This is a genomic window from Streptomyces sp. CA-294286 (assembly GCF_050947155.1).
GTDB lineage: Bacteria > Actinomycetota > Actinomycetes > Streptomycetales > Streptomycetaceae > Streptomyces.
Genome location: NZ_CP192005.1, coordinates 3,185,176 through 3,202,918, shown reverse-complemented (window position 1 = coordinate 3,202,918; position 17,743 = coordinate 3,185,176). Strand labels below are relative to the sequence as shown.

Sequence of the window (17,743 nt, the reverse complement as noted above, 5' to 3'; positions counted from 1 at the left end):
GCGCAGAACCCGCCCCGCCCACCCGACGAACCGCCCATTGCCGTACCCCTGCTCCGCCCGCTAGCGTCCCGGCACCACCCCTGAGCAGCCACGACGCGACACAGGACGAAGGTCAGCATGCGCGAGCCGAACCCCGGCACCACCAACGGGGGCATCTCCTTCTGGTACGCCGCCGAGGGCGTACCCGCCCCCCGCGAGCCCCTCCCCGGCGACACCACCGCCGACCTCTGCATCGTCGGCGGCGGCTACACCGGCCTGTGGACGGCGTACTACCTCAAGAAGGCCGTACCGTTCCTCCGGATCACCGTGCTGGAGGCCAAGTTCTGCGGTTACGGAGCCTCCGGCCGCAACGGCGGCTGGCTCTACCACGGCATCGCCGGCCGCGACCGCTACGCCCGCCGGCACGGCAAGGAGGCCGCCGTCCGCCTCCAGCAGGCGATGAACGACACCGTCACGGAGGTGATCGACACCGCTGCGGCCGAGGGCATCGACGCCGACATCCACCGCGGGGGCGTCCTCGAAGTCGCCCGCACACCGGCGCAGTGGGGACGCCTCCGGGACTTCCACGCCGCCGAACTCGCCTTCGGCGAGAAGGACCGCCTGCTCCTCGGCGCCCGCGACACCGCCGCCCGCGTCCGCGTCACCGGCGCCGTCGGCTCCACCTGGACCCCGCACGGGGCCCGCCTGCACCCGGCGAAGCTCGTCCAGGGCCTCGCCGACACCGTCGAGGCCCTCGGCGTGACGATCCACGAGTCCACCCCCGTCACCGAGATCACCCCCAAGCACGCCCGCACCCCGTACGGCACCGTCCGCGCCCCGTACGTCCTGCGCTGCACCGAGGGTTTCACCGCGAACCTCAAGGGCCAGAAGCGCTCCTGGCTCCCCATGAACAGCTCGATGATCGTCACCGAGCCGATCCCCGCCGACCGCTGGGCGACCATCGGCTGGACCGGCCGCGAAACCCTCGGCGACATGGCCCACGCGTACATGTACGCGCAGCGCACCGCGGACGACCGCATCGCCCTCGGCGGCCGGGGCGTCCCGTACCGCTACGGCTCCAGGACCGACAACGACGGCCGCACCCCGGCCGCCACCGTCGAAGCCCTGCGCGAACTGCTCGTGCGCTTCTTCCCCACCCTCGCGGGCACTCGCGTCGCCCACGCCTGGTCCGGCGTTCTCGGCGTCCCCCGCGACTGGTGCTCCACCGTCACGCTCGACCGCTCCACCGGGCTCGGCTGGGCGGGCGGCTACGTGGGCTCCGGCGTCGCCACCGCCAACCTCGCCGCCCGCACCCTCCGCGACCTCGTCCTCCAGGACTCCGGGCAGGGCGGCCCCACCGATCTGACCGCCCTGCCCTGGGTCAACCACAAGGTCCGCAAGTGGGAGCCCGAGCCCTTCCGCTGGCTCGGCGTCCAGGGCATGTACGCCGCCTACCGCGAGGCCGACCGCCGCGAACTGTCGGGCCGCACCACCGGCACGCATCCCCTCGCCACGTTCGCGGACCGGATCGCGGGCCGCTGAGCCCTTCCCCGTCGGATTCGCAACAGAAAACGCCCCGCACGGCAGCCGTGCGGGGCGTTTCCCCTGCTGGAGCCCCCTATCGGATTCGAACCGATGACCTACGCATTACAAGTGCGTTGCTCTGGCCAGCTGAGCTAAGGAGGCGTGTGGCAGCAGTCTAACCGGACCGGCCGCCGGCACGGACAGCGGTTTTGCGCACCCGTCCCACGGATTGGCCGAGCGGGAACTACTGACAGATCCCCGGCCCCCGGGTACCGTCACCCCTGGTCGTCCGCACTGGACCAGACCACTTCACCTCACTCCCTTACAACGGATCGTCCGGCACGTTCCTGCCGGTGAAGGAGACGCTGCACCATGGCTACTGTCACGTTCGACAAGGCGACCCGGATCTACCCGGGCTCGACCAAGCCCGCCGTCGACCAGCTGGAGATCGACATCGAGGACGGCGAGTTCCTCGTCCTCGTCGGTCCTTCCGGCTGCGGAAAGTCGACCTCCCTGCGCATGCTCGCGGGTCTTGAGGACGTCAACGGCGGCGCGATCCGCATCGGCGACCGCGACGTCACGCACCTGCCGCCGAAGGACCGGGACATCGCCATGGTGTTCCAGAACTACGCGCTGTACCCGCACATGTCCGTCGCCGACAACATGGGCTTCGCCCTGAAGATCGCCGGCGTGAACAAGGCCGAGATCCGCAAGAAGGTCGAAGAGGCCGCGAAGATCCTCGACCTCACCGAGTACCTGGACCGCAAGCCGAAGGCCCTCTCCGGCGGTCAGCGACAGCGTGTCGCCATGGGGCGCGCCATCGTCCGCGAGCCGCAGGTCTTCCTCATGGACGAGCCGCTGTCGAACCTGGACGCCAAGCTCCGCGTCTCCACCCGTACGCAGATCGCGAGCCTCCAGCGCCGCCTGGGCATCACCACGGTGTACGTCACGCACGACCAGGTCGAGGCCATGACCATGGGCGACCGGGTGGCCGTGCTGAAGGACGGCCTGTTGCAGCAGGTGGACTCGCCGCGCAACATGTACGACCGTCCCGCCAACCTCTTCGTCGCCGGCTTCATCGGCTCCCCGGCCATGAACCTGATCGAGGTCCCGATCACCGACGGCGGCGTGAAGTTCGGCAACAGCGTGGTGCCGGTCAGCCGCGAGGCGCTGTCCGCCGCCGCCGACAAGGGCGACACCACCGTCCACGTCGGCGTCCGCCCCGAGCACTTCGACATCGTCGAACTGGGCGGCGGCGAGGCCGCCAAGTCGCTGTCGAAGAACAGCAGCGACGCCCCGGCCGGTCTGGCCGTCCGCGTCAACGTCGTCGAGGAACTCGGCGCCGACGGTTACGTCTACGGCTCCGCCGAGGTCGGCGGCGAGCACAAGGACCTGGTCGTACGGGTCAACGGCCGCGCCGTCCCGGACAAGGGCACCGAGCTGCACGTCGTTCCGCGTCCGGGCGAGCTGCACGTCTTCTCCACGAAGACGGGCGAGCGCCTCAGCGACTGAGGACACCGGATCCACCGAGGGGCCCCGCACTCCGGTGCGGGGCCCCTCGCACGTCCGCCCGCGGCCCACCGCTCTTGCCCGCACATCCATGTCCACAGCAATCCGCGCTGTCGACAAATACCCCGGCACAGAGGGCATTTCGATCCCTCTACGTCAACACGGGATTCGAAAAGGAGCATCGAACCATCCCCCGTGAGGGTGACGGAATGTCGCCAAATCGTCACCGGCAGCTACGCTCACTCGCGTGACTCACTCAGCCCGCCGCATCGGCCGAACTCTCGCCCTCGTCCTGCCTGTCGTCCTGGTCCTCTCCGGGACCCTCGCCGTCACCCGCGTCCCGTGGGTGGCCGGCACTCCCGAGTCCCAGATGCTGACCGCGTCCTCGCAGGGCGTCTCCAGTCAGGCCAAGTCCCGTGCCCCGCAGGATATTCTGCGCGACCGGCTCCTGGTGGAACTTCAGGAAAAGGACCCCGGCACGGCGCTCACGCACCTCCAGCGCGAGGTCGAGCGCCGCCCCTCCCTCGCCAAGCACTGCATGGAGATCGCCCGTGCGCTCGGCCGTGCCGCCGTCACGCACTACGGGCCCACCCGCGCGCAGTCGTTCTCGCGGCCCGTCTGCGACACGTCCTTCGCGTCCGGCGTCGCACAGCACCACAACTGAGTGCCCCGACGCGAGGAGCGAGGGCCCTGCCCGTGACCCGCTGCGCCCCGCGCGCCGCATATCGTCCCTCGCATGACCCCCCTTTCCACGACGCCCACGCAGGCCGTCGTCCTGGCCGGCGGCCAGGGCTCGCGACTGCGTCCGTACACCGACGACCGCCCCAAGCCGATGGTCGAGATTCCCGGAACCGGGACTCCGATCATCGGCCATCAGCTTTCCTGGCTGGCCGAGGAGGGCGTCACTGACGCCGTCGTCTCCTGCGGGCACCTCGCCGAGGTCCTCCAGGACTGGCTGCACGAGAACACCGCCCAACTCCCCCTGCGCGTCACGACGGTCGTCGAGACGGAGCCCCTGGGCCGAGGCGGCGGCCTCAAGTACGCCGCCCAGCACCTCCCGCACCCCGACCAACCCTGGTACGCCACCAACGGGGACATCTGGACCCGGTTCTCGCTGCGCGAGATGGCCGCCTTCCACGCCGAGCGCGACGCCACCGCCACCCTCGCCCTGGCACGCCCCCGCATCCCGTGGGGAGCCGTCGAGACGGACGCGTTCGGCAACGTCACCGACTTCGTCGAGTCGCCGCCGTCCCCGTACCTCATCAACGCGGGCGTGTACGTCTTCTCCGCGGCCTTCACCGGCCTGCTGCCCGATCTGGGCGACCACGAGCGCACCACCTTCCCGCGGCTGGCCCGCGCCCGCAGCCTGGCCGGCTTCCCGCTGCCCCAGGGTGCGTACTGGCGCGCCATCGACACCGCGAAGGACCTGACCGAAGCGGCCAAGGAACTCGCGGCACAGAGCCGCTGAGCGCCCTGAGCCCCAGGCCGCCGCACCGCTGGGCAGCCGCAGGTGCTGGGCCGCCGCGGGCCCTGGGCCGCCGCAGGTGCTGTCGCAGGCCGCCGCCTCGGGTCCTGTCGCAGGCCACCGCCCCGGGCCCTGCCGTACGCCGCCGCAGGGCCCCTCCGCTGGCCGCCGCCCAGGGTCCTTCCGTACGCCGCCGCAGGCCACGCCGATGCACGCAGGCGCCGTGCGCCGTGCGCCGTGCGCCGTGCGCCGCGCGCCGCGCGCCGTGCGCCGTGCGCCGACGGACGGTCCGCCGTACACACCGCACCGGCCGCCGCCCGCTCGCGCGTGTCCGCTCTGCCGCGCGCACGCCTGCCGCGCACCGGCCCGCGGCCTCCGGCACGCACGCGGAAGGGCCCGGCGTCGAGACGCCGGGCCCTTCCGCCGTTGCGCGGGTGGCGCTCAGCCGAGCAGGCCGCCGATCACCCGCGGGTTGCCTCCGCTGCCCGAGCCGCCGGACCCGGAACCACCGGAGCCGGACCCGCCGGAGCCCGAGCCGCCCGAGCCGGAGCCCCCCGAGGTGGAGCCGCCGCCCGTCGAACTTCCGCCGGGCTCGGCGTCGTCGCTGTTTCCGCCGGTGCTTCCGCCGCCGCTGGTCGTCGGCCCCGCGGTGGCCGTGGGGGCGCCGCCGCCCGTGGTCGCCGCCGGGGCGGTGTCACGGGTGGGGGCGCGGCCGGTGGAGCCCGAGGTGGACTGGCTGGGGCCGGCCGTGGTGCCCGCACCGGCCGTGCTCGTGGCACGCGGGGTGCCGGAGGCGCTGGGCCGGACGGACGGCCGCACCGAGCCGGTGGCCGCAGGCGAGGGGGCCTGCCTGCGCGGGCCCTCGCTGGTGCGCACGGCGCCTGGTTCGGTGGCGAGCGGACGGCCGGGCAGGTGGTTGACCGGGTCGTCCTCGGGGCCCGGCACGACGACCTCGGCCGACCGGACCGCCCCGCCGAGCACCGAGCCGACCAGCAGCGTCAGGCCGACGACGAGCGCCACCATCAGGAAGCCGCGCCGCAGCACGCGTCGCCGCAGCTCCCACACCTCGCTGCGCGGGCCCAGCGTCCGCCATGCCTCGCCCGCGAGCCGGGAGTCCAGCGAGTACACCGGGGCGCCCGCGATGACCAGCGGCGACCAGGCGGCGAGGTAGATGATGTCCGGGGCGTCGTAGGCCGGTACGGACTTCCAGCTCACGGTCAGCAGCAGCGCCGCCGACAGGAGCGCCCCGATGACTCCGGCGACCCGCTGCCACAGGCCCAGGATCGTCAGCACGCCGACGACGACCTGGAGGAACGCCACGCTGAGTCCCGCGCCGACGGGGTGCTGGAGGGCGAAGTCCCGCAGTGGCTCGGCGAGCGCCCACGGGTGCAGCGAGTTGAGCCACTTGACCATGGAGCCGCGTTCGCCGCCGTCGAAGAAGACGGGATCGCAGAGCTTGCCCATGCCCGCGTAGACGGAGATGAGGCCGAGGAAGACGCGCAGCGGCAGCAGCACCACGCCGAGGTTCATGCGCCGGTCGGGGTAGAAGGAGTGCCGGGCGCGCGCGTCGGCCTTCTGCTGACCGTCGGTCAGCTCCTCGTCGTCGTACGGCTCCTCGTCGGTCTCGTACGTGTCGTACGCGCCCTCCGCCTGTCGCAGCCGGGGCACCATGCGGGTGGGCGGAGCGCCGCCCTGCCCGCCGTCGACCACGGGGGTCTGCATGGTGTCGTCGGGGGCGTGTGCGGGGCTGCCGATGCGCGGGATGAGCTGGGTCGCGCCCGTGTCGAGGTCTGCGTCGAGGCCGTCGGAGCGCGGGTCGGTGTCCGTCGTGCCGCGCACCGCCTGGAGGAGCCCGCCCGCGCCGGGGTCGCCCGGCTCGGACTTGCCCGACCACACGACGGGGGCCCGGCGGCGTCCGGCGGCGGCGCCTGCCGCTGCCGCTCCGACGGCCGCCCCGGCTCCCACCCCCGCTCCGCTCAATGCCGGAATCATCGCCGTCCGGTCCAGAGCACCCCGCACCACGGTGGGGCGCGCGCTCCTGGTCGGGGCGAGCTGCACGCGGAAGCTGGCGTGGTTGACGATGACCTGCGCCGGGTCGCAGGGCACCTTGACCATGCTCAGGGCGGGCTGATCGTCGAACCCGGGTGTTCTGGTGTCCACACTCATCTAACCGAGTGACGTGTGGTTAGGACACTGCCTTGACGCAGCCGATCTGTCCGAGACCCGTCAAATCGGGGCGTCCTCCAGGACGTCGCAGGTCAACGCGGGGCGACGCGCGGAAGGGGCCCCGGACGAATCCGGGGCCCCTTCCGCGTGCGCTGCGGTCACTTCCTGCGGCGCGCCGTCTCGTACAGGACGATTCCGGCCGCGACCCCGGCGTTCAGCGACTCCGCGCCGCCGGGCATCGAGATGCGCACCCGGTAGTCGCAGGTCTCGCCGACGAGGCGGCCCAGGCCCTTGCCCTCGCCGCCGATGACGATGACGACGGGCCCGCCGAGCTGCTCCAGGTCCTCGACCTTGTGCTCGCCGTCGGCGGCGAGGCCGACGACCGTGATGCCGGCCTTCTTGTACTCCTCCAGCGCGCGCGTCAGGTTGGTGACGCGCGAGACGGGGGTGCGGGCGGCCGTACCGGCGGAGGACTTCCACGCACCGGCGGTCATGCCGGCGGCGCGGCGCTCGGGGACGACGACGCCGTGGCCGCCGAAGGCGGAGACCGAGCGGACGATGGCACCGAGGTTGCGCGGGTCGGTCACGCCGTCGAGCGCGACGATCATCGGCTCCTCGTGCTTGTCGTGCGCGGCGTCGACGAGGTCCTGCGGGTGCGCGTACTCGTACGGCGGGACCTGGAGGACGACGCCCTGGTGGTTGAGGCCGTTGGTCATCCGGTCCAGCTCGGGGCGCGGCGCCTCCATCAGGTTGATCTTGCCGCGCTCGCCGGCGAGCTGGAGGATCTCGCGGACCCGCTCGTCGTTGTCGATGTACTGCTGCACGTAGAGGGTGATGGCGGGCACGCCGTCGCGCAGCGCCTCGTACACCGGGTTGCGGCCGACGACCATCTCCGAGGTGCCCTTGACGCCGCCGCGGCGGGGTGCGGGGCGGCGCGCCTGGGCGTGCTTGGCCTTGGCGGAGGCGAGGCGGTTCGCCTTGTGCTTCTTGCGGTCCTCGGCCTTCGGGGTCGGGCCCCTGCCCTCAAGGCCCTTGCGGCGCTGGCCGCCGCTGCCGACCTGCATGCCCTTCTTGTTGGTCGTGCGGCGGTTCCTGCGTTGGCTGTTGCCGGCCATGACTACCTGTTTCCTTGTGGATACGGCGACCCACATGGCGATGCAGATCGTCTCGTTGCGTACATCTCGTTGCGTAAATGAAGTGTGCCGCCCGGGGTCCCGGGCGGCACATCGAAAGGCCCTTCGGAGCCCGGCGCTCAAGCCCTACCGGGGCCCGAGCGTCCACCTCGGTCCGGACGGGCTGTCCTCGATGACCAGTCCGGACTGCTGGAGCTGGTCGCGGATCGCGTCGGCCGCCGCCCAGTCCTTGCGCTCGCGCGCGGACTGCCGCTGGTCGAGCACGAGGCGTACGAGGGTGTCGACGACCCCGTGCAGGTCCTCTCCCCGGTCGGACTCGCCGGCCCAGTGCGGGTCGAGCGGGTCGAGACCCAGTACTCCGAGCATCGCACGGACCTCTGCGAGGCGTTCCACCGCGGCTTCCTTGTCGTCCGCGGCGAGCGCCGAGTTCCCCTGCCGGACGGTGGTGTGGATGATCGCGAGGGCCTGCGGGACACCGAGGTCGTCGTCCATGGCCTCGGCGAACGCGGGCGGCACGTCGGCGGCGGGCTCGACCGGCCCCGCCTTCTCGACGACCCGCTGGACGAAGCCCTCGATGCGCGCGAACGCGGCCTCCGCCTCGCGCAGTGCGCCCTCGCTGTACTCGATGGCGGAGCGGTAGTGCGGCGTGCCGAGGTAGTAGCGCAGCACGATCGGCCGCCACTTCTTGACCATGTCGCTGACCAGCACGGAGTTGCCGAGAGACTTCGACATCTTCTCGTTGGCCATGGTGACCCAGTGGTTGTGCACCCAGAAGTTGGCGAAGTCGTCGCCGAACGCCTTGGCCTGGGCGATCTCGTTCTCGTGGTGCGGGAAGATCAGGTCGATGCCGCCGCCGTGGATGTCGAAGGCGGTGCCGAGGTACTTGTGCGCCATGGCCGAGCACTCCAGGTGCCAGCCGGGCCGGCCGCGGCCCCACGGGGAGTCCCAGGAGGGCTCGCCCGGCTTGACCGCCTTCCACATGGCGAAGTCGCGGGAGTCGCGCTTGCCGGTGATGCCGGCCTCGGGGGGCTGGCGCAGTCCTTCGAGTTCCTGGTTGGAGAGCTGGAGGTAGTCGTCGTACGAGCGGACGTCGAAGTAGACGCTGCCGTCGGCCTCGTACGCGTGACCGCGCTCGATGAGGCCCAGCATCATCTCGACCATCTCGGGGATGTGACCGGTGGCGCGGGGCTCGTAGGTGGGCGGGAGGCAGCCGAGGGCGGTGTAGCCGTCGTTGAAGACGCGCTCGTTCTCGTACCCGATGGACCACCACGGGCGGTCCTGCTCGGCGGACTTCGTGATGATCTTGTCGTCGATGTCGGTGACGTTGCGGATGAAGGTCACGTCGTAGCCGCGGTGGGCGAACCACCGGCGCATGATGTCGAAGTTCAGTCCCGACCTGATGTGCCCGATGTGCGGGGCGGCCTGCACGGTCGCGCCACACAGGTAGATCGAGACACAGCCCGGGACGAGCGGGGTGAAGTCACGCGTCTGCCGGGCGCTGGTGTCGTACAGGCGAATAGTCACGCCACAAGGGTACTGAGTGTTTCACGTGAAACAGCCCGTCCCCGCCCCGCCGTATCCGGGCGGGGACGGGCCCGGCCGGTGCCTCAGATGTTGCCGACGACCTTGCGGGCGCGGACGCGGACGACGACGCGCTGGGTGTCGTTCACGGACGCGGGGTTGAACTCGGCGTACTTCTTGCCGGTGTACTTCAGGGCCAGTTCGTCGATGAGTTCCTGGCCGCCCTCGGTGGTCATCTCGGCGGTGCCGCGGATCTCGGCGTACGAGTAGGGGGCGTCGAAGGGCTGGAGGAGGACGGTGACCCGTGGGTCGCGCCGCAGGTTCTTCTCCTTGCGCCGGCCGACCGTGGTCGAGAACAGCACGTCGTCGCCGTCACGCTTCACCCATACCGGGGAGACCTGGGGGCTGCCGTCGGGCTGGATGGTGGCGACGGAGATGAAGACGGGGGTGTCGAGGAGTTCCTTGAGGTTGTCGCTGAGTGCGGCAGACACGGGATGCGGATCCTTTCGGGCGGGGAACGGTGGGCTATCACCTCTACCCCGCCGCCCGCCCGTCACGGCGCAGGCACCCCGCGAGAAACGCCCCCGCGAGAGGTACGGCGGCCAGCACGCCCCACAGCAGAACGCCGCCCTCCCCCAGCAACGCCCCCGTCGCCGCGCTGCCCACCAGCACCACCAGCCCGGACACCGACGACAGCGCGCCCATCGCGAGCCCCAGGTGCCGGTCGTCCACCAGGTCCGGAACGAGGCCCCGCGCGGCCGGCACCAAGAGCATCTGCCCGAGGGTGATCGCCACGACGAGGAACGCCCCCGGCAGCAGCCCGGCCACCCCGCCCAGGTGCAGCGGTGCGCAGACGGCCACCCCCAGGAACCCGGTCGCCACCACCAGAAGACCCGCCACCAGCGCCGTCCGCAGCCCGAGCCTGCGCCCGGCCCACCGCGTCACCGGCAGCTGTACGCACACCACCAGCAGCGAGGACAGCGCGAACAGCCAGCCCAGCGCGGCCTGGGAACCTGTCGCCCGCTCCACCTCGGCGGGCAGCGACAGGTAGAGCTGGTTGTAAGCGACCAGGTAGCAGCTGTACGCCAGGCACACCAGCACGAACCCGGGGCTGCGCACCAGCGCCCGCGCCCCGCCGCCGCGGTGCTCCCGGGCCTGCGCGGCGGGCCGCGCGGGCATCAGCCGCCAGTGCCCCGCCAGTACGGCCACGAAGACGGCGGCGCCCGCAAGGCAGGCCGCCCGGAACCCGCTGAACAGCAGCAACGACCCGAGCAGCGGTCCGACGAACGCCCCGGCCTGCCCCGCAGCGGAGAACACCGCCAGCACCTGGGCGCGGGGCGTGCCGTCCTCCTGCTCGCACCGCACGGCCTCCCGCGCGGTCTCCGACTCCACGGCCGGTGAGAAGAGCGCCGCCGCGAACCCGATGAGCAGTACGGCCCCGACGACGGTTCCCGTACTGCCCGCGAACGCGAGCCACACGAACCCGGCGATCCGCAGCACGCACCCGGCCAGCACCACGGGTCGCGGCCCGAACCGGTCGGTCAGCGCCCCGCCCACCACGAACAGGCCCTGCTGGCTGAACGTCCGCAGCCCGAGCACGAGGCCGACCGTCCACCCGGCCATCCCGAGACCGGCCCCGAGGTGCTGGGCGAGGTACGGCAGTACGGCGAAGAATCCGACGTTGAAGGCGAGCTGGGTACCGACGAGCAGCCGGAGGTAGGAGGGCAGCGCCCGTATCTCGGCGAGGGCCCGCCACCGCGAGGTGGGAACAGCCGCTTGGTAAGGGCGGCGCTCGGCTGCTTCGTCAGGGCTGCGTTTGGCCGTATTGCCGGGGCTGCGTTCGGCCGCTTCCTCGTCGAGGCGGCGCCCGGCCGCTCCGTCAAGGCGGCTTGCGGCCCCGGAAGGGCGCGCCCCGGCCGCGGGACCCGGAGCATCCGGCGATCTGCCCGGGGCCGGGGCCACCTGCGACCCGTCCGGACGGGGATCCGTCGACATCCTGTCCGGGCCGGGAGTCTCCTGCGTCCCGTCCCGGCCGGGGGCCGACGACGACCCCCGCGAATTCGTCGTGCGTGCGTTCATGTCCGTGCCCCCACCGCGACGGGCGCCTCGGCGACGCGTGCCGCCGGGCCCGCGACCCTGTCCACAGGTGTGGACGGGGTCACCGCTCCACGACGGGCTGCGCGTCGCCCGCGTCCCCGTGCTCCGGCCCCGACCGCGGCCCACAGCACGGCGATCACTCCGCAGAGCACCAGTGCTCCCGCAGGCGCGAGCACCGACCACGGGGCTCGCTCGGCGTAGGGCATGTTCTCCGACAGCATGCGGCCCCATTCCGGGGCGGGCGGGCCCGCGCCCAGGCCGAGGAAGCCCAGCGAGGCGAGGTGCAGGGCGATTGCGGGGATGCGCAGCACCGCGTGGTGCAGCACCGGCGGCAGCGCTCCCGGGAGCACGTGCCGCCGCAGTATCCGTCGGCGGCCCGCGCCCATCGAGAGGGCCACCGCCACGTGCGGTGCGGCCCGTTCCTGCTCGTACAGCGCCCGGGTGTGCGCGGCGAGCGGTGCCCAGGCGACGACCGCGACGGCCAGCGCGGCCGCCCCCGCGCCCGGTCCGACGACGCCCGCCACCAGCAGCCCCGCGACGATCGCGGGCAGCGCGTTGGCCGTCTCGGTGAGTCCGGCGGCCCCCGGAAGCAGACCCACCAGGACTCCCACCACGAGGGTCAGCGCGCTCACCGCGACCGCGGTGAGTACCGTGCGCCCCGCGCCGTGGCCCAGTCGGGCCAGCGTGTCGCGGCCGAGCGAGTCCGTGCCGAGCGGGTGCGCGACGCTCGGCCCGCCGAGCCGTGCCGCCGCGTCGATGCCGTAGGGGTCCCGGAGCAGACCGGCCACCACCACGCCGACGAAGACCACGGTCAGCAGCACGGCCGCCCACCGCAGCCCGCGGCCGCTCGTCAGCCGCGGCCGGACGAGCGGGGGCAGTACCCCGTCCCGCAGCGCGGGTCCCACGAGGGCGCGCCCGAGTCCTCGTACCGCCAGTCCCGCCAGCGCGCCCAGGACCAGCAGCACCAGCACCGACGCCTGGAGCACCGGCAGGTCCTGGGCGAGCGCGGCGCCCAGCGCCGCGCCGCCGAGGCCGGGAATCGCGAACAGCGTCTCGACGGCCACCGCGCCGCCCGTCAGCCCGACGACGACGAACCCGAACTGCGGCAGCACTCCCGGCACCGCACGACGCAGTGCGTGCCGTGCCACCCGGCGGCCCGGGATGCCGCCCGCCGCTGCCGCCTTCGCCCAGGGTTCCGCGAAGGCGGCGGGCAGTGCGTCGTCGAGGAGCCGCCCGAGCAGCGCACCCGCCGGGACGCCCATCGCCGCGGCGGGCAGCACCACCGCGCCGAAGGTTCCCCAGCCCACGGCCGGGAACCACCTCAGCTGTACGGCGAAGAAGATCGCGAGCAGCGCGGCCAGCAGGAACTCGGGCAGCGCGGCCAGCGCCGCGCCCACGACGCCGGCTCGTGCCCCCCTGCCCGTGAGCCGCCGCCGCGCACCGAGCCGCAGCACCGGGAGGCACAGCAGCCCTGCCACCACCACGGCCACCAGCAGCGAGCAGCCCATCAGCGTCAGGGAGACGCCGAGCGCCGCCGTCACGTCGGGCCCGACGGGCATGCCCGACACCCACGAGGTGCCGAAGTCGCCCCGCAGGGCCCCGCCCAGCCAACTGCCCAGCACGTGTACGGGGCCGCCGTCGAGGCCGGTCTCGGCACGGATGGCGGCCAGCGTCTCCGGGGTGGCCGGGCGGTCGGCGTAGCGGGCGTGCAGGATCGTCAGCGCGGGATCGTTCCTGGTCAGCCAGGGCAGCAGACCGACGAGCAGCACCACGGCCAGAAGGGCTGCGGCACGTCCGGCGAGAGCGCGCAGCCTCATCCGATGCGGGTGTCGGCGGTGATCAGCGTTCGCTCCATCGGGTCGAGCGAGACGCCTTCGACGCCCTCGCGGACACCCTGGACGAAGCGTTCGTGCACCAGCGGAATCACCGCGTCCGTGCCCAGCACCTTCGCCTCGGCGGCCATTTCGGCCTGCTGGCGCTCGGGGGTGTCCACCGCGCCGACCGTCTTGGCGACCGCCGCGTCCACGTCCTTGTCGCAGAGCTGGGAGAGGTTGAAGGACCCGGCGCAGGTGAAGTCACTGCTCAGGTACGAGGAGGGGTCACCGGTGTCGAGGAGGGTGTTGCGCGGCAGGATGAACGCGTCGAACTTTCCGTCCAGCGCGTCGGCCTCCATCTGCGCGTAGTCCCGCACCACCTGCCGGACCTCGAATCCGGCCTTTTCCAGCTGCTGCTGGACGGCGGTGGCGACCTCGGGCAGCTCGGGTCGGTTGGTGTAGGTGCCGAGGACGATCTCCCCGGCCGCCGCGGCCTTCTCCTGCGGGGCGGCGGAGGCGCGCCCCGCCACCGGCACCCGCTGCTTCGCCGCCCAGGCCACGCCCGGCCCGAAGAGACCCTGCGCGGTGTCCGCGCGGCCCTCGTAGACGCCCTCGACCAGGGCCTTGCTGTCGATGGCGGTCCGTACGGAGGCCCTCAGTCCGGCGTCGGTGAAGGGGCCCTTCTCGGTGTTCAGGTAGAGGCTGTTGGTGCGCGCGGTCGGCACCTCGCGGGCTTGTCCCTCCGCCAGGAGCGAGACCTGCGAGACGGGTACGGACTCGGCGATGTCGGTCTGCCCGGCGCGCAGCGCGTTCGCCCGCGCCTTGCCGTCGGCCACGAACTTCACGTCGACGCCGGGGGCCTTGGCTTTGGCGCCCCAGTACGAGTCGTTCCTGGTCAGGGTGGCGCTGACGGCGCCGTTGAGCTTGCTGAGGGTGTACGGGCCGGTGGCGTGCCCGACCGGGTCGACCTTGCCGCCCGCCTTGTAGGCGCCCTCCGAGAAGATCGAGAGGGAGGGGTTGGCCAGGCGCTGAGGCAGCAGCGCGTCGGGCTTCTTCGTGGTGATGCGTACGGTCTGCGGGCTCTGCGCGGTCGCGCCGATGTCGGTGTCGCTCAGCACGCGCGGCTTGGGCGACGCCTTCTCGGCGGCGTCCAGTGCGCGGACGACGGCCTGCGCGTCGAGCGGCTTGCCGTCCTGGAAGACGGCCTTGCGGAGGGTGAACGTCCACGCCTTGTCGCCGTCGGGCTTCCACTCGGTGGCGAGCGCGGGCAGGGCCTCACCGTTCCTGCCGAGCGCGGTCAGGCCCTCGGCGACCGCGAGGCGGCTGAGGGTCACCGCGTCGTCGCCGAACGGGGACATCGCCTGGGCGGGCGGGAAGGCGAGCGCCACCCGGATCCTGCCGCCGTCGCCGCCCGCCGAGGACGTCCCGGAGCCACCGCCTCCGGCGCACGCGGTGACGGACAGGACGAGGACGGCGCCCGTCGCTGCGAGGGGCAGCACGCGGGGCAGGGCACGACGTATCGAGGACATGGCACGACCCTACATGAAAATGATTGTCACTTAATAGTGGCCACCGGCAGCTCGAAGTGGACGATGCCCTGGCCCCCACCGGGCAGCTTCCGCTCGTCACAGACCTCGACCGCGAGCGAACGCCAGAACGGCTCGGCGCCCGGCACGGCAGGATCGGTGTGCAGGTAGACCGTCTCGTACCCACCGGCCTTGCTGACAAAGTCGCACAATTCGCTCACGATCGCCCGCGCAAGCCCGTGCCGCCGGTGTTCCGGGCGGACGTAGATGCGGCAGAGCTGAGCGGTGGTCCCGGACGGAAATCGGGCGGCCACCCATTCCGGATTGGGCGGCGCGGCCGGCCCCTGGTCGCGCACCGCGCCGGTGGCGACGATCTCGCCCGCCGCGTCCTCGGCCACCAGCAGCGTGCGCCGTTCGGGCCTCAGGTAGGTTCCGTCGAGGTCGATGATGTCCGCGTGCCAGCGGGGTACGTAACCGGACTTCAGGTCGCGGTAGACGGTGTCCAGCATGACGGCCCGCGCCCCGCCGACGTCCTCCGCGGTCGCGGCCCGCAGCACGTAACTCCCGGGGCGGAGGCGGGAGGGGACCCGGGCCTCAGCGGCCCCGAGGGCCTCCGTCGTCACCGTCACCGCATGCCTCCACTCCTGCCGCACCACTTGCCGTACCAGCGTACGTGCAAGCGATGCGCAAGAACGGAACGAGGGGTTCGGATCCGCCCCCGAGGGACGGATCCCCCCAGGTCAGGCCCGGTACACCAGGGCCGTGGCGATCGCCGCCAGCCCCTCCGCGCGGCCCGTGAGCCCCAGCCCGTCGCTGGTCGTCCCGGACACCGACACCGGCGCCCCCACGGCCGCGCTCAGCACCTTCTGTGCCTCCTCGCGCCGCTTGCCGACCTTGGGCCGTACGCCGACGACCTGCACGGCCACGTTCCCGATCTCGAACCCCTCGGCCCGTACGATCCGGGCGGCCTCGGTCAGCAGCGTCACCCCGGACGCCCCGGCCCACTCGGGCCGCCCCGTCCCGAAGTGGGCACCGAGGTCGCCGACCCCGGCCGCCGAGAACAGCGCGTCGCACGCCGCGTGCGCCACCACGTCCGCGTCCGAGTGCCCGGCCAGCCCGAACTCCTCGTTCTCCCAGTGCAGTCCGGCGCACCACAGTGCGCGCCCGCGCTCGAAGGCGTGGACGTCCGTGCCGATCCCGACGAGCGGGATCACCGGCCGCCCGGCCTCCGGGGTGTTCCCCGATCCGTTCGCAGAAACGGACGTGTCCTCAGAAGCCATCGTTGGCCCTCCTCCGTGCGAGTACCGCCTCGGCCAGCACCAGGTCCAGCGGCCGGGTCACCTTGAACGCCTCCTCGTGTCCGGGCACCACGACGACCGGCTCCCCGAGCTGTTCGACCATGCCGGCGCAGTCCGTCGCACCCTCACCGCTCGCCGGTACCGTCTCGTGCGCCCGCACGAGGGTCGCCCGGTCGAAGCCCTGCGGGGTCTGGACCGCCCGCAGCAGCGCCCGCTCGGGCGTCGCGACGACCGGTTCCGGCTGCCCGCCGGTGCGCGGCTCGACCTGCTTGACCGTGTCGGCCAGGGGCAGCGCGGGGACCACGGCCGGCGCCCCGTCCCGTACCGCCTCCACCACCGCGTCAACGGTGTCCACGGGCACCAGCGGGCGCGCCGCGTCGTGCACCAGCACGACGGAGACGTCCTTGGGCAGCGCGTCGAGCCCGAGCTTCACGGACCGCTGACGGGTCTCTCCACCGGGCACCACCACGACCTCGGTGCGCTCGGGCATCGCGTGCTCGTACTCGTCGAGCAGGGCCCTCACCTCGCCCGCCCCGTCCGCGGGGGCCACCACGACCACCAGCGACACGGCCCGGGACGCGGCCATCGCCCGCACCGCGTGGATCAGCATCGGAGTTCCGTTGAGCGCACGCAGCGCCTTGGGCGCTCCTGGCCCCAGACGCACCCCGCGCCCCGCCGCCGGGATCACCGCGGCCGTACGCAACCTTGCTTCGTCTGTCATCGACTACTCCGGAGGTTTGTCGCCTCGCCCCACATGGGTATGGCCTCAGCGTCGCCGCGTGCGGCTCCCCCGACCGGGCCCTTCCGTGACAACCGGCCAGAAGGAGGCGCACAGGCTTGGGAATGATCTTCAAGGACAAAAAAATGATGCCGCGGTCTCCACCGGCGGACTGCGGACACAGTCAACCGACGGACACCGCGGCATCACAACAAATCAACGCACACACCGGGTGACCGGCATGTGGAGTTACGACGCGAGTACCTCGTCCAGCAGGGCCTCGGCCTTGTCCTCATTGGTGTTCTCCGCGAGGGCCAGCTCGCTCACCAGAATCTGGCGCGCCTTGGCGAGCATGCGCTTCTCGCCGGCGGAGAGACCGCGCTCGCGCTCACGACGCCACAGGTCACGCACCACTTCGGCGACCTTGATGACGTCGCCCGAAGCGAGCTTCTCCAGATTTGCCTTGTAACGACGGGACCAGTTCGTCGGCTCTTCTGCGTACGGTGCGCGCAGCACCTCGAAGACCCGGTCCAGCCCGTCCTGTCCAACCACATCGCGTACGCCGACGAACTCCGCATTGTCCGCCGGTACACGAACCGTCAAGTCGCCCTGGGCGACCTTGAGCACCAAGTAGGTCTTGTCCACGCCTTTGATCTGGCGAGTCTCAATGGCCTCGATCAGCGCGGCCCCGTGATGGGGATAGACCACGGTGTCGCCAACCTTGAACGTCATGTGACAGGTACCCCTTCCGTGGCTATCCAGAGTAACACGGAAACTGCTTCTTCTGAATGGCGTTTCCGCAGGTCAGGGCATATCTCGGGGCTTGACAACAGCGCCAGGAACGTGCTGCGAAGGGCTTCCGGAAGGCGGTATTCGCAGGTGGGAGCGGCTGTATGGGCGCACAGAAACGCGCACGTTACACACACCACAGAGCGCCGAAGAGGGGGCGAAAGTCCCGGTATGCCGGGTTCGGCGAGGTGTGCTTCGTCTACT

The 17,743-nt window shown here is 72.2% G+C and carries 15 protein-coding genes and 1 tRNA gene; 4 read left to right on the top strand and 12 right to left on the bottom strand.

Going from position 1 to position 17,743, the window contains the following annotated elements; genetic code table 11:
* Positions 1-117: 117 nt before the first annotated feature.
* The gene (locus ACQPZG_RS19020) at positions 118-1,521 is read left to right on the top strand and encodes an NAD(P)/FAD-dependent oxidoreductase (RefSeq protein WP_433546929.1); all 1,404 of its coding nucleotides are present in this window, start codon (positions 118-120) and stop codon (positions 1,519-1,521) included.
* A 67-nt stretch (positions 1,522-1,588) separates the two neighbouring features.
* Here the strand turns inward: ACQPZG_RS19020 and ACQPZG_RS19015 are convergent.
* Positions 1,589-1,665, bottom strand: a tRNA-Thr gene (locus ACQPZG_RS19015).
* A 210-nt stretch (positions 1,666-1,875) separates the two neighbouring features.
* On the opposite strand from ACQPZG_RS19015, the gene ACQPZG_RS19010 reads away from it, so the two are divergent.
* The 3 genes from ACQPZG_RS19010 to ACQPZG_RS19000 all read left to right on the top strand — a co-directional run bounded on the left by ACQPZG_RS19010 (position 1,876) and on the right by ACQPZG_RS19000 (position 4,480).
* Positions 1,876-3,015 carry an ABC transporter ATP-binding protein gene (locus tag ACQPZG_RS19010; RefSeq protein ID WP_433546928.1) on the top strand — a complete coding sequence of 380 codons (1,140 nt, stop codon included), beginning with the start codon at positions 1,876-1,878 and terminating at the stop codon, positions 3,013-3,015.
* Positions 3,016-3,259: 244 nt separating this feature from the next.
* A complete protein-coding gene (locus ACQPZG_RS19005; RefSeq protein WP_185029371.1) occupies positions 3,260-3,676 on the top strand; it encodes a hypothetical protein in 417 nt (138 codons plus the stop codon).
* Positions 3,677-3,748: 72 nt separating this feature from the next.
* A complete protein-coding gene (locus tag ACQPZG_RS19000) occupies positions 3,749-4,480 on the top strand; it encodes a nucleotidyltransferase family protein (protein ID WP_433546927.1) in 732 nt (243 codons plus the stop codon).
* A gap of 438 nt (positions 4,481-4,918) precedes the next feature.
* Here ACQPZG_RS19000 and ACQPZG_RS18995 read toward each other — a convergent pair whose 3' ends face one another.
* The 11 genes from ACQPZG_RS18995 to ACQPZG_RS18945 all read right to left on the bottom strand — a co-directional run bounded on the left by ACQPZG_RS18995 (position 4,919) and on the right by ACQPZG_RS18945 (position 17,482).
* Complete coding sequence (locus tag ACQPZG_RS18995; protein WP_433546926.1) at positions 4,919-6,643, bottom strand: DoxX family membrane protein; 1,725 nt, start codon at positions 6,641-6,643, stop codon at positions 4,919-4,921.
* Between the two features lie 158 nt (positions 6,644-6,801).
* On the bottom strand, positions 6,802-7,758 hold the full coding sequence (rlmB, locus tag ACQPZG_RS18990) for a 23S rRNA (guanosine(2251)-2'-O)-methyltransferase RlmB (RefSeq protein WP_433546925.1): 957 nt from the start codon (positions 7,756-7,758) through the stop codon (positions 6,802-6,804).
* 144 nt (positions 7,759-7,902) lie between these two features.
* Positions 7,903-9,300: a cysteine--tRNA ligase gene (gene cysS / locus ACQPZG_RS18985; RefSeq protein WP_433546924.1), complete on the bottom strand. Its 1,398-nt coding sequence runs from the start codon at positions 9,298-9,300 to the stop codon at positions 7,903-7,905.
* An 83-nt stretch (positions 9,301-9,383) separates the two neighbouring features.
* Positions 9,384-9,788 carry a PPOX class F420-dependent oxidoreductase gene (locus tag ACQPZG_RS18980; protein WP_433546923.1) on the bottom strand — a complete coding sequence of 135 codons (405 nt, stop codon included), beginning with the start codon at positions 9,786-9,788 and terminating at the stop codon, positions 9,384-9,386.
* 43 nt (positions 9,789-9,831) lie between these two features.
* Entirely contained in the window at positions 9,832-11,376 is a 1,545-nt protein-coding gene (locus tag ACQPZG_RS18975) for an MFS transporter (protein WP_433546922.1), read from the bottom strand.
* The gene (locus ACQPZG_RS18970; protein ID WP_433549461.1) at positions 11,373-13,205 is read right to left on the bottom strand and encodes an ABC transporter permease subunit; all 1,833 of its coding nucleotides are present in this window, start codon (positions 13,203-13,205) and stop codon (positions 11,373-11,375) included. Before ACQPZG_RS18970 ends, ACQPZG_RS18975 begins: the two co-directional genes overlap by 4 nt.
* A 2-nt stretch (positions 13,206-13,207) precedes the next feature.
* Positions 13,208-14,737: an ABC transporter substrate-binding protein gene (locus tag ACQPZG_RS18965; RefSeq protein WP_433546921.1), complete on the bottom strand. Its 1,530-nt coding sequence runs from the start codon at positions 14,735-14,737 to the stop codon at positions 13,208-13,210.
* A 26-nt stretch (positions 14,738-14,763) separates the two neighbouring features.
* Positions 14,764-15,243 carry a GNAT family N-acetyltransferase gene (locus ACQPZG_RS18960; RefSeq protein ID WP_433549460.1) on the bottom strand — a complete coding sequence of 160 codons (480 nt, stop codon included), beginning with the start codon at positions 15,241-15,243 and terminating at the stop codon, positions 14,764-14,766.
* 231 nt (positions 15,244-15,474) lie between these two features.
* Positions 15,475-16,014: a 2-C-methyl-D-erythritol 2,4-cyclodiphosphate synthase gene (gene ispF / locus ACQPZG_RS18955; protein ID WP_433546920.1), complete on the bottom strand. Its 540-nt coding sequence runs from the start codon at positions 16,012-16,014 to the stop codon at positions 15,475-15,477.
* Positions 16,004-16,753 carry a 2-C-methyl-D-erythritol 4-phosphate cytidylyltransferase gene (gene ispD / locus ACQPZG_RS18950; RefSeq protein ID WP_433546919.1) on the bottom strand — a complete coding sequence of 250 codons (750 nt, stop codon included), beginning with the start codon at positions 16,751-16,753 and terminating at the stop codon, positions 16,004-16,006. Before ispD ends, ispF begins: the two co-directional genes overlap by 11 nt.
* Before the next feature lie 246 nt (positions 16,754-16,999).
* Entirely contained in the window at positions 17,000-17,482 is a 483-nt protein-coding gene (locus ACQPZG_RS18945) for a CarD family transcriptional regulator (protein ID WP_003953493.1), read from the bottom strand.
* Between the last annotated feature and the right edge of the window lie 261 nt (positions 17,483-17,743).